This window comes from Pirellulaceae bacterium (assembly GCA_019636385.1).
In the GTDB taxonomy this organism is placed as follows: Bacteria; Planctomycetota; Planctomycetia; order Pirellulales; family Pirellulaceae; genus Aureliella.
Map to the genome: position 1 here is coordinate 606802 of JAHBXT010000003.1, position 12098 is coordinate 618899.

9 protein-coding genes are annotated in these 12098 nt (G+C 55.8%); 5 read left to right on the forward strand and 4 right to left on the reverse strand.

Translation table 11 applies throughout. The features are described 5' to 3' along the window. Window positions 1-129: 129 nt before the first annotated feature. Window positions 130-1590: a tetratricopeptide repeat protein gene (locus KF752_13115; GenBank protein MBX3422487.1), complete on the reverse strand. Its 1461-nt coding sequence runs from the start codon at window positions 1588-1590 to the stop codon at window positions 130-132. A gap of 24 nt (window positions 1591-1614) precedes the next feature. Between KF752_13115 and KF752_13120 the strand changes: the two genes are divergently transcribed. Then, a complete protein-coding gene (locus KF752_13120) occupies window positions 1615-1764 on the forward strand; it encodes a hypothetical protein (protein MBX3422488.1) in 150 nt (49 codons plus the stop codon). Here KF752_13120 and KF752_13125 read toward each other — a convergent pair. Continuing rightward, a complete protein-coding gene (locus KF752_13125; GenBank protein MBX3422489.1) occupies window positions 1761-3284 on the reverse strand; it encodes an ATP-binding protein in 1524 nt (507 codons plus the stop codon). The genes KF752_13120 and KF752_13125 overlap by 4 nt on opposite strands. A 616-nt stretch (window positions 3285-3900) precedes the next feature. Between KF752_13125 and KF752_13130 the strand changes: the two genes are divergently transcribed. After that, complete coding sequence (locus tag KF752_13130; GenBank protein MBX3422490.1) at window positions 3901-4986, forward strand: lactonase family protein; 1086 nt, start codon at window positions 3901-3903, stop codon at window positions 4984-4986. 20 nt (window positions 4987-5006) lie between these two features. On the opposite strand, the gene KF752_13135 is transcribed toward KF752_13130, so the two are convergent. Continuing rightward, complete coding sequence (locus KF752_13135) at window positions 5007-6875, reverse strand: hypothetical protein (protein ID MBX3422491.1); 1869 nt, start codon at window positions 6873-6875, stop codon at window positions 5007-5009. A 326-nt stretch (window positions 6876-7201) separates the two neighbouring features. Between KF752_13135 and KF752_13140 the strand changes: the two genes are divergently transcribed. Then, a complete protein-coding gene (locus tag KF752_13140) occupies window positions 7202-7951 on the forward strand; it encodes a hypothetical protein (GenBank protein MBX3422492.1) in 750 nt (249 codons plus the stop codon). A gap of 8 nt (window positions 7952-7959) precedes the next feature. Here the strand turns inward: KF752_13140 and KF752_13145 are convergent, their stop codons facing one another. Next, entirely contained in the window at window positions 7960-9354 is a 1395-nt protein-coding gene (locus tag KF752_13145) for an O-antigen ligase family protein (GenBank protein MBX3422493.1), read from the reverse strand. A gap of 379 nt (window positions 9355-9733) precedes the next feature. On the opposite strand from KF752_13145, the gene KF752_13150 reads away from it, so the two are divergent. Continuing rightward, on the forward strand, window positions 9734-10606 hold the full coding sequence (locus KF752_13150; GenBank protein ID MBX3422494.1) for a polysaccharide deacetylase family protein: 873 nt from the start codon (window positions 9734-9736) through the stop codon (window positions 10604-10606). A 111-nt stretch (window positions 10607-10717) separates the two neighbouring features. Beyond that, window positions 10718-11908: a glycosyltransferase gene (locus KF752_13155; GenBank protein MBX3422495.1), complete on the forward strand. Its 1191-nt coding sequence runs from the start codon at window positions 10718-10720 to the stop codon at window positions 11906-11908. The last annotated feature ends 190 nt before the right edge of the window (window positions 11909-12098 follow it).

Here is a 12098-nt window from a genome sequence, read left to right on the forward strand (position 1 = left end):
CCGTATGCGACCTGCCTCTTATCTTCGACATTGCCCCAGAAATGAATCTAGGCACCACTTAGAACTACGCCCACGCATGTCAGTGGCCGGAAAATGGAGTTCTGCGGAATTGCCCAGGGGCGGTCATGACTATTCTGACTCAGGTTGTCGTTCGGTTGGCTGCGTAGGTTCTTGTCCGGCTGCCTGCGGAGGAATTAGCAACTGTGGGTCGATGGGTTTCTTGTCTTGATACAGCTCCAGGATTTTTTGCGCGACGGGAAGCTGATCTGCGTTGGCTAGCTGAATAACTTTTTCTTGCCAGCCAATAGCGGTTTCAAAATCATCAGCGGACGCAAAGCATGCAGCCAGCAGAGTCAAATCGTTGACGTCTTTGTACTGGCTGATATCGTTCACCACTTTGGCCAATTCGATGGCGATTACCGGATCGCGTAGTTGGCTTTCGGTGCAAGTGGCCAGTAACCACGCGCGATTGACCAGGGCTAAAACGAATCGCGGAGCCAGTTCGACGGCGCGCTGGTAGTCTGCGGTCGCACGAGCAAAGTTACCGAGCATCTGGTAGTTGTAGCCGCGATTGTTGAAGGCCACTGCCGATTGCGGGGCCAGTTCAATGACTTTGGTAAAATCGTCGATGGCGGCCTGATGCTGGCCCATTTGAAATTTGATGAAGCCGCGCCCCATCCAAGCCGAAATATCGTTGGAAACCAAGTCGATCGCAGAATCATAGTCCTTAACGGCCAATTCCAGCTTACCCAGCAACTTGTGGGCCACAGCTCGCTGCGAAAACAGCACCGGATTCTGTGAGTGTGTCTCTAAAGCAGCGGAATAATCCGCCACTGCCAGATCGTACTTACCGACCACCATGTAGACGCTGGCCCGGTTCATGCGCGGTACTTGGTCTTTGGGATCCTTGGCGATGGCCAGCGTAAAATCTTCGATGGCTTTGTCGTGCTGTCCCATCGTAGAATGGAACAGGCCGCGACTGGCGTAGGCATGAGATTCGGTATAGCCCAACTGGATGGCCTTGTCGAAGTCTGCAAGTGCGCTTTCCGGATCGCCTTGAGCCCAGTGGGCGCTGGCTCGTAGCGTGTACAGTCGCCCTTCTTCAGGCGATTGCAGAATCAGTTCGTCGTAGATTGGGATCGACTCGGAGAGCCGCGCGGCATTGTCTTTGGCGACTGCACCTTTGCGACCTGAGAGCGTAGCGATGACATAGTCATTGGCCCGCTCAGCGACGACCGTCAGCAAGTCGCCCTTGTGGATGGTGTCAATGATTTCGTCCTTCAGCCGAAGAGTCATGTCGATGCGGGCCACGATTGGATCGGGAGAGGTGGGGTTGGTCGGTGGAACGGGCGGGGGTATTTGCTCACCACTGCTTTCAGAATGGTCGCTGCCGGCTGGAGTTTCCGCCGCGGCTGAGTCGGTGGTGGTTGACTGGTCGCCTCTGGATTGGCCATCGCTTGGAGGAGCTTCAGCAGTCGTCGCCGCGTCTGTTCCCGGAGTTTCTTGAGCGGCTAGCGGCGTGCAGCGTTGACCCAATGCGATCACCAGACCAACGATCAACAGGCAAGACCAAGCAGGTTGACGCAACATAGTTAACGTAGCAGGTGAGGTGGGATGAGCAGCTATTACGAATTTACCGGTAGCGACCCTCGCCAAGTATCAGTAGCGACCGTCGCCTGCGCGGTGGGGATGCTGAGATTCCAGCGTCCGACGATTGCGAAGTCTGGGGTCGAGGGACTAAGTGCACTGGAGCTGCCATGTTAACCCACCTGCAATTGCGATTCAACGTGACGAATCACGTCTCGCACGCTCCAGCGTCGGCTTCCATCCAGTTGCACGTTTTGGCTGAGCCATTCGGCGACGGTTTTCTCAGCCGAGATGACGGTGCTATGGCGACGGCTACCGAAATAGTCGCCGATCTCTTTGTAGGCTGCTGAGGTGTATTTCCGCGCCAAAAACATGGCCAACATCCGCGGTTGGCTGACGGTACGGACTTTGCATTTCGATTGCAAGCTGTCCTGCTGCAGCCCAAACATTCCACAAACGGCGCGTTCGATGTCCGAAAGACGCACGATCGGCTGGGCTGCCTGGACAAGATCAGCCACGGCGTTCCAGCAGCCGTCGACAGTTAATGGGCGGCTAGAGACCGATGCGGTAGCCACCAGTCGATGAACCACGCCGCGAATTAGCCGACCATCGCCGCAGACCCGATCGGCCAACAGCTCCAGTGCTTCTCCAGCGATATGAATGCCCGATTCCAGGACTTGTTGTCGCAGCAAGGTCAGTCGCATCGACTGATCCAACGGATAGACGGGCGCTATCAGTCCGCCTCGCAAGCGTCCCAATAAATCGCCACCCAGCGCCGACAGCTCACTCAGAGGTCGGTCAGCTGTGACTATGATTTGCTTACCGGCACGCAATAAATAGTCGATCGTGTAACGCGCTTCGGCCAACGTGGAGCGCTTGCCAATGAAGAAATGAATGTCATCCAGCAACAGCGCGTCCACATCGCGATAACGGCGACGAAACATCGGCAAGCCGCGACCTTGTAGCCCCTCGGTAAACTCGTTGGTGAACTGTTCGCTGGTCAAGTACAGCACCCGTTTCAAGCGTCGCGCGCTCCGCAGTCGCTGAGCCAGCGCCGCCAAGAGTAGGCTCTTGCCTGTACCGGTGGGGCCGTGAATTACGACGGGGGTTAGTCGCCCGGGTTCGGCGGCTACCATGTTGACCGAAGTCCAGGCCAATTGATTAGAGCTGCCCTGAACAATTCGCGGCCACAGGTCTGCGGAAGCGTCCGTGACGTTAGCAGCCTTCGCGCTGACCGAAGGTATTGCGCTGGGGGCTGCTGGTCGGGTGCGAGGTACTTTCAGGTTCGCCAACTTGGCGGCCGGCTCAGCCACGATTTGTTTGCTTGGCTGGGTGCTGAGAGTTGTAACTGGGGGCTGCGCAGCGTTTGGCAGGCATCGTGCGGACTGTGACGTTGATGTCTGCAGGGATGACGGCTGGTGTGCGAGCGGTTGGGGTTGTACCTGCCACCGCACTTGAACTGCAGGGTCGCCCAAGACCTGGCGGACGACATGCACGATATCGGCCCCCAACATCTTGCGGCACAACTGGCAGGCAAACTCGGACGTAAAGCCAATACTCACAACCGAATCTGAGAAATCCCACGTAGTATCTGAGGGCAACCATAGCTCATAGCGCTCGCTGCCGATTCGCTGGGACAGCGCAGCTTGGATACCAGTTACCCAATTCTGTCGATGGTGGATCACTTCGTGTGCCATACTCGCCGCGTGCTCCTACCGGTCAAATCGTCGTGCAATTCCTGCACAAACTAGAGTGTGTTTGACGCATGTGGCATACCTTGCCACGCTCCAGAGCAACGTCCAGTGGCGGCGGAAATGAATCCATATGGATTGCCACGCAGTCGCCGGCAATCGGCTGCTGCACAGACCTGTTCCGCTGAACGTTGCCATCAATCTGCACGACGCAGTAAGCGTCACGCGAGGGGCGATTGTAGAATTGCTATCATGCATGTCAAATAGTTGTCTGAAGTGCGACAGGCCCAAGGGACGGAAGCAACGTCGGAAAGCCAACAACTTACTGGCTGTCCTTCATCATTAAGCCATCGGGCATCGTACCACGGAAACTGTTTTTTGACTAATTGATTCGGTGGAAAAACTGTCAGTCGCTGACGGGTGATGTCGGAACACACTTTCCGCTCCCGTACGCAACTGCCAGCCGCTTAACGACTTGTGTAGCCGATCGGTAATGCTAGCTTGCAAGCCGGGTAATTGCAGTCTGTCGAATTGCTGTCCATACTAGCCAACGAAAGACGCGAACATGAGAAGAGTCAGCGACTGTGCGCTTTGGGTAATACTTACTGGTTTTGTCTGCGCTATGCACACCGACTGCCAAGGACAATCGCTAGACGTGTGGATCGGAACGGGCGGTGCGCCCAGCAAGGGTATCTACCATTGCTCTTTGGATGCACAGACGGGCAAGTTGTCGGCATCGCGCTTGGCAGCCGAGATTAATTCGCCGGGCTTCCTGGCGATGCATCCTGTGCTTGCTCGACTGTATGCGGTTGGAAGTTTGGATGGCAAAGCGGTTGTAGCCGAGTATCACATCCAGCGCAATGACGGTTATCCAGAACTTCGCTTTTCAAGTTCCGCACAGATCGGCGATGGTGGAGCGACTCACATTAGCGTGTCGCGCGATGGCGCAGCGCTGCTGACCGCTCAGTACGGTGCAGGCTCGGTGGCCGCCTTTGCGCTTGGATCAGACGGACAGATCTTGCGGCGGACAGCGCTAGTTAAGCATCGTGGCGGCAGTGGCGTTGTGGCTGGACGACAAGATGCGCCTCATGCGCATTGGGTCGGCTTTTCGCCGGATTTGAGATTCGCGTTTGCACCTGATTTGGGGTTGGACAAAGTTGTGATTTACCGCGTCGAAACGAAATCGGCAGAATTGGTCGAACATGGAGCCGGTCAACTACCGCCAGGCGCGGGTCCCAGGCACATGAAATTTCATCCCAACGGCACATGGATCTACGTGTTGAACGAATTGAATCTGAGCGTTTCACTGTTTGACTGGGATGCGGTCAGTGGCCAGATGACATTGCGTGAGACGGTCCCGACCGTGCCTCAGGCCCAGCTTGAGCGGCTGCGCAACAAAAGCTGCTCCGAAATCCGAGTTCATCCCAGTGGGCGCTTTATCTATGCTGCCAATCGTGGCCACGATACCGTTACGGTCTTCTCAGTAGGTGACGACGGACGCTTGCGAGAGATCCAGAACGAACCGGTGCGTGGAGCGACTCCCAGAAATATCAACTTGGATCCCTCTGGACAGTGGCTGTTGGCAGCCGGTCAAGACTCACACACGCTGGCCAGTTTTGCCATTGATCAACAAACCGGCATAATCACCTACGCCAACAGTGTTATTTCGACACCTGCGCCGATCTGCGTTTTGTTTGCCCACGAGTAAGGGAGCTGCCTTGGCAGGCGCTAATGATTGACTGCGATTTCCACCAGTTCGTCGCATAAACCACTGTCTTTATCGAAAGTGCCTGCATAAAAGTCGCACAGTAGATGCGCGCCAAGCACGGTTCGACGAGTCACCTGTGAAAGGTTGCGGTAGAACACGAGCTGCTGCTTGCCAAGCTGCAAACGGTACGCGGCTGCTTGATCTCTAGCGACCAGTTGCAGGTCTTCTGCCACAGTCAATTGTCGCCAAGTGTAATCCTGACGAGCCGGGCGATTGCACAGGCTGATGACCAGCGGCATGAAGATGGCGCGTCCGCCGGTGCAGGAGCTTTCCACAATCAGTTCATGCTCTTGCGCAGACAGACTACCGCGATTCGTGGCGGAGCGCCATTCCGACAGGTACAGTGGAACCACCAGGCAGCCAGCCGAACCTAGCCGCAAACAGCCTTCGGTATGTCGGCCATCCGTTTGCCACTCGACACCGCGGCCCATGGTTAATCGCGATGTCAACCTCCAGTCATCAACGTGATCGCAGATCAGCGCGTCGGCGACCAACAGCAGGCGTTGCTTGCGCAATAGCATCAACTGGCGCTGCAATCGCGCAGAATCACCAAAGCGCGTTTCCATTTCCAAATAATCAACATCCTCGTCCGAGTGCCAACACTGGTGTTCCCAGCTATCGACGTGCTGTTGCACTTGCCCACGTCTGTCAACGGTGGCTGACCAACCGCCTTGGATCAGTGGCGAGCCTTTGGGTCCAATGGCCTCCAGGTTTACCAGCGGCTCGGAGAAATCGACGGCAACTCGGGCACCGCGATGGTGCCAGGCGTGCTGGAAGACGGCGCACAGAGCTTCGTCATCATGATGAGACAGCTTCGGAATCCGCTGCAAGCTGCGCACCTTGGCCGCGTTGCGGTCTCCGGGCAGCAGACCGCTGAGCGTTAGTGCTGACCGAACAGATGGGCCAGCCGATGCTTGTTTGCACAACGCGCTCCAGATCGCGCTGGACCAGCGTGTGGAACCTGCAGCAGAAGTCAGCAGCTGAGAGCCGTCACTGCGTGCCCACCGAGCCGCATGTTCTAACAGTTGTTCCAAAGCTTTCTTTTGAGGCTTATACCACTCGCGCAATCCAAGGTGATCGGCAATGGTCCGACACCGAACTACGCTGGCCAGAGCAGCTCGCAAGTACATTGCTCCGTGGTCGAGCCAAGATCCGACATGATCCTGGCTGTTTTCCAGATACTCGGCCAAATCATCCATTGAGCGGCTGGCACCGGTCTGAGCAGCGGCCGATGAGGTGGCGGTTAACAGTTGAAGCAAAAGAGGCAACTCGCAATGAAACACCAGGTTGCCCAGGAGGCATTGGCTGGGCTCATCCCAATTCTCCACGGTCCGTTTACAGGCTTCACGTAACCACTCGGCGAAGTGCTGGCCGTTTTGACGCCGGGCGTGACTGGGTAAATGCCACGCGGTGGCAATGACGCCCAGTGCCGCGCGCGGATAAGAATCGGCTTGGTCCAACCATTGCATCGCCAAATCTTCCAGAGGCTGATGCATCAGGCCACTGACGGCGCTCAATCGCTGCTTATCGTCGGAAGCAGACTGACTCTTCGTCAGCTCTGCGATGCGCCGCCCGCTGACCCCGGCCCGTACCAGCACTTCGGCCTGTTCAGGGATCAAGGCCGACCACAACCAGGTACTTTCCAGGTTGATCTGGCTTGGCCATTTCAAGCTGGCTATTTCATATTCGAATGCTGCAGACCAGACGTCGATTGGTTGAGCCAATGCGGCTGCCACTTGTTTGCCCAGGTTTCCCGACTTCTTGGATTTCTTAGGCTTGTTGTCGGCCTTGCGCGAGTGCGCTGACGCCTTGGGATCAATCCAATCCACGATCGTACTACTTTCAAGCTGAGTATTCAGGCAGAGTGTTACTGGTGCACGCGCGAAGCTTCGCGAAATTCAATTCTGATCGGCAGGGCAGTGCTAGCTAACCGATAGGGCGCTCAGGGTGCGATGGTCTCTCGTAGTTCCGCATTCGTGATATACTGGGCCGTACGAAACGCCTATCAGCTAGCCCGCTATTGTGCTTGGAGTTGTCGCGTTGTCCTAGTCCCCCCAATGTCGAAGTTGTTCAATTGCAGTTCGTTGGGTTGTAGATGGTAGAGATGTGCAGAAATTTGCGAGCTGGCTGCCGGTGGCTTTCGCTACCAATTTGCATGGTACTGAGTCTGAGTTGTGATCGGGCTCTGGCCCAATGGGAGGGGCGTCAGGATTTATTGGCGTCAGTCGAAAAAACGTTTGGACCTCCCAAAGATGCGAAGCTGTTGACTCCTAAAGAGCGAGTCTGGGTCGATCGCCAACATGGTCGGCTGATTGTCGATGGTTACATTGCCGTACAGGAAGGGCCACTGGAAATGCTGGCCTGTCCAGTATTTACGAAGGAACACGAGTCGATTGTCGCTCTGTTTTGCAAGGCTGCAACCGTTCACGCAGGGCTGCTGGCAATTGGGGCACGGGTCGGTAAGCCGGTTCAGTGGGATCCCGAGTACCGTCCGCCATCGGGCAGTCAAATTCAAATACATGCGTTGTGGCTCGATGAGGGTGGAGAGCGGCACAAAATCGACGTTCGCCAGTGGATTCGACAGGCCGGACCGGGCGATAAGCACTTGCAGCACCACTGGGTTTTTGCCGGCAGCGGCTTCTGGGAGGATCCCGACAGCAAGCTAAAGCGATATTTGGCCGAGTCCGGCGACTTGATCTGCGTATCGAATTTTTCGACGGCGACTTTGGATATTCCTACTAAGAGTACCGAAGCCAATGCTGGGCTACTGTACGTGGCTTACAGCTCGCGGATTCCCAAACCTGGGACGCCGGTTCGGTTAGTACTGACTGAAGTACAGCCGAACACAGAGCCGGTGGTGGGCTCGACGGATAATTCAGCCAAAGAGGCTCGACCTGAACCCTGATGGGGGCGCTACTGGAGGCCGATAGCTGCCGGCTGAGCCTGGCCCACTTGGGCCTCAGCTTCGATTTGGCGAAGGCAACTGATTACCAATCCGAAGGCGATCAGTAAGATGCTGTTCTCAATCGAAGAGTACGAGACTTCATGGAAGGCCATCTGAATCAAGTGCACGCCTGATACACACAGCGTGACTAGAGCGATACCGCGTGCCCAGTCTTCGGCGTGAGGATGCTGCCACAGCCGCCAGGTCCGGCGAATAAACGCCACCAACATCAAAAAGTACAGACTGAAGCCCACCAGCCCCAAATCGACCAACAGGCTTAAGTAGCTGTTGTGATGCACATATCCGCGAATGGACTCGAGCCGCATGTCGGTGCTGCGGTCCGAAAGAAATTCGGGGGTGGATTCGCAGAACTGATTGAAGCCAAAGCCGGCCACCGGTCGCTCTTTGAACATTTGCCAAGAGACGTAGGCGAACGCGCCGCGCATCAACGTGCTCTCGCGAGTCTCTGCGGCCGAATATTCGCGCTTGAAGGCCACCAGGCTGGGGCCTAGAGTGACTGCCAGCACAATTGCTGCCAGCGCACCCGAGACGATCAGCCCACGCCGTAGGGCACCCTGCAAACCCAGTATGACCAGAATTGCGGCAACGAAGATCAGCCCCAGCCAAATACTCCGCGTGTAGGTTGCAATAATTGCAACCAAAAAGATGGGCAGCGCTGCGAACGCCATTGTCCAATGCGCTCTGGATTGTGGATTCATCCACAGAGAAAAGACCGTCACTAGGCTGATGACAGACAGCAAGCACGTGCCCAGCCGCACAGATTGCAACATCGGTCCGCGAGCGCGACCGAAATGGATGCCCAACGTTGGGTCAGCCACAAAACGCGGGAATACCAGTGGCCACAATTTGGCGACTTCCAATATTGCGGTAATCGCTAGAAAACCTCCCAAGGCGACCAGAATCCAAAACATGGGCTTCAAACTACTGCGGTTGATTGACGAGCAGCGCACAGCAAAATACAGCGCAAAGGGCACGCAGTAGCCATTGATCATGTGCATCAACGTATGGGGTTGTCGGGGCGAAATGGAACCAAGCGGTTGCGTTAACGTGCGAAACGTCAGCCAACACAGGAACACACACGCCAGCATGTCCACAGCTTCCCAGCTGCCAATTCGGTATTTCCCCAGCTTCCAACCGCAGATGAAATTGGCCCCCACAGCCAACAGCACAAGTCGATCGGCGGTCCACGTCAAACCACCAATTTGGATCGCTTGGAACTCAGCCGGAAAAACGCAGGCAGCCACCAAGAAGATCGCGGACAAGGTAAATGCCGTACTGTATCGAACTGAAATTGCCCCCCACACCAGCACTGCAGGCAGGACGAATAGCGCCAGCGTTTCCATGTCAAATTCGCCGATATGCTTGATGAGTTTAGTCGGTAGCCTGTCGTTACACGCTGACTCTGTAGTTACGCGCTGAAGGTTAGGTAACGGACGCCAAGAGCGGAATCGCTACGGGTAGAACTAGCAAGCAAGCTTAGCTTCCAGTTAGCCCCCAGCGCGGGTTGGACTGAAACGCTACCGCACCCGATCGGCGGAGCAAATCCTCAAAGTCGCTTCGATCGTCATGACTGGTTGCAGGCAGTCGAAGTTTTGTCCCTGGCGGCAGGATCTGTGGATGATCGCCTGCATTCGTATCCCAAGTTTAGATGACTTGATGGTCTGTGCTTGAACGAACATAGGACCGGATCAAAACACGGACTGGCACCCTACGAGGACTCTCATGCGTATTCGCGACGCAGCAATTTGGCTTTATCGGCAGATGACCGATCGAAATCGTCAGCAGTTGCTGCGCCAATTGCGCCGCGACAGCCAGTTCCCTGTTGCCATTCTGTTTTATCATCGAGTGGCGGTCAGCGATATTGACAATCCATGGTCAATCAGCGCAGGCGATTTCAGACGGCACTTAGATTGGCTGCAGACAAACTGTGATATTGTGTCACTCTGCGCAGCTCAACAGCGAATACGCTCGCCACACAACCAGCGGCTGGCAGTGGCCATCACCTTTGATGACGGTTATTCAGACAACGCGCGCTATGCGATTCCAGAGCTGGTTGCGCGAGGCTTGCCAGCGACCTACTTTGTTGCTACCGACTTTGTCGGTGCACATGTACCCTTCCCGCATGATGCGGATTTGGGCAAGCCCCTGGCGGCCAACTCGCTGGACGAACTGCAGGAGTTTGCGCGGCAGGGAATTGAATTGGGTGCGCACACCAGATCTCACGTGGATCTAGGGAACGTGACAGATGCCCAAATCTTGAAACATGAAATTGCTGGCAGCGTTGAAGCTTTAAATCACTGGCTGGGACATCCCTGCCGCTATTTCGCCTTTCCGTACGGCCAGCCACGCAATATGACTCAACAGGCCGTGAATCTGATTCGGCAACTGAGACTGGCGGGGTTTTGCAGCGCTTATGGAGCGTTCAATTGGCCAGGGCACGAGGGCTATCACTTGCGCAGAATCCACGCCGATCCGGGGCTGGAACGGCTGAAAAACTGGCTCACGCTGGATTCACGCAAGCTGCTGGATCGCACTGTTTTGCCCTTTGTTGACCAAACACCCGCCTTGCCACATTGTCTGGCCGACTTCACTTGATTGAATTCCCCGCACGGCTCGTGCGGTAGGTGATTAACCTCCACCGATCGCTAGCCATTTTGGCATATCACTAAAGACTCAATTGCAGTCGCGCCTTGGAGGCGCGCCATCATGAATCATCGACCTTTACGAATTCAATTTGTAGTAACGAGCTTGCCGGTGGGTGGCGCCGAAACGCTGCTGTTGAATCTAGTACGCGGCATGGATCGCCATAATTTTGCGCCGGAAGTAGTTTGTTTGAAAGAGCCTGGCGAACTTGGGCAGAGCATGTCCCAGCATGTTCCAGTGCACAGCCGATTGATAGGCAGCAAATGGGATGTGGGCGTAGTGTTTCGACTGCAACGTCTGTTCAAGCAGCGGCAAGCCGATGCGGTGATCACGGTTGGTGCAGGAGACAAGATGTTTTGGGGACGACTGGGCGCTAAACTGGCAGGCGTTCCCGTAATCTGTAGCGCATTGCATTCGACAGGTTGGCCCGATGGAGTTGGACGACTGAATCGACTGTTGACCTCGATCACCAGCGGCTTCATTGCCGTCGCTACTCCACATGCAGAGTATCTGGTCAAGAAAGAACGTTTCCCAGCAGAACGCGTGTTTATGATTCCTAACGGAGTTGACGTCGATCGTTTTGTACCACAGCCACAGCAACGTCCATGGCTGCGTCGTGAACTGGGCGTTCCCCTTGACGCGCCGCTGGTAGGTATCGTCGCCGCGCTCCGCGAAGAAAAAAATCACGAACAATTCGTGCAAGCCGCCGCCGGCGTGCTGCAGCGTTTTCCCAACGCTCACTGGGTCATCGTGGGGGATGGTCCACAGCGTTCTAAGATTCTGATGGAGATTGAGCGGACCGGTCACGCCGAGCGTTTTCATCTGCTGGGAAGCCGACAGGACACGCCGCAAGTATTGGCAGGGTTAGATGTCTTCTGTTTGACCAGTCGCAATGAGGCCAATCCCGTCTCCATCTTGGAAGCTCTGGCGTGTGGCATCCCCGTCGTGAGTCCCGACGTTGGGTCCATCTCACAAACTGTACAACCCGGAAGGACCGGAATACTTACCAAGCCCTTGGATGCTGGCGATACCTGTCAGGCGATCTGTCAACTATTGCAAGATCCAGAAGCGTCCCGGCAACTTGGGGTCAATGGACGTCAGATGGTCAGCGCTTCCTGGAGTCTACAGGCAATGATTGAAGGCTATCAGCATCTGATCCAGCGACTCTACAACCAGCAGGCGCGACGTTGCGGGCGCCCCGAGTGGACTTGCCGATCGCAGCCGCATACGATTAGCAAGTTGCTGCAAGCCTAGTGCGTAGGTCGTTTTGCTATGCGCCACCCGTCTGTTTGGAGCGGCACGAAAAATCCGACCGATCGGCATTGGTTGAATTGCTTGCACAATTGGGGGGAGTTTTTCGCTATCAATGGCGCGGACGGCGATTCGCGTCTATCTGACTCGGCTGGACTGCCGATTCACCAATCGACTTGGAAGCTTAGCTACG

Excerpts from the sequence above, each read along its gene's own strand:
- KF752_13115 (MBX3422487.1), bottom strand. The coding sequence starts at position 1,590 with ATGTTGCGTCAACCTGCTTGGTCTTGCCTGTTGATCGTTGGTCTGGTG.
- KF752_13120 (MBX3422488.1), top strand. The coding sequence starts at position 1,615 with ATGAGCAGCTATTACGAATTTACCGGTAGCGACCCTCGCCAAGTATCA.
- KF752_13125 (MBX3422489.1), bottom strand. The coding sequence starts at position 3,284 with ATGGCACACGAAGTGATCCACCATCGACAGAATTGGGTAACTGGTATC.
- KF752_13130 (MBX3422490.1), top strand. The coding sequence starts at position 3,901 with ATGCACACCGACTGCCAAGGACAATCGCTAGACGTGTGGATCGGAACG.
- KF752_13140 (MBX3422492.1), top strand. The coding sequence starts at position 7,202 with ATGGTACTGAGTCTGAGTTGTGATCGGGCTCTGGCCCAATGGGAGGGG.
- KF752_13145 (MBX3422493.1), bottom strand. The coding sequence starts at position 9,354 with ATGGAAACGCTGGCGCTATTCGTCCTGCCTGCAGTGCTGGTGTGGGGG.
- KF752_13150 (MBX3422494.1), top strand. The coding sequence starts at position 9,734 with ATGCGTATTCGCGACGCAGCAATTTGGCTTTATCGGCAGATGACCGAT.
- KF752_13155 (MBX3422495.1), top strand. The coding sequence starts at position 10,718 with ATGAATCATCGACCTTTACGAATTCAATTTGTAGTAACGAGCTTGCCG.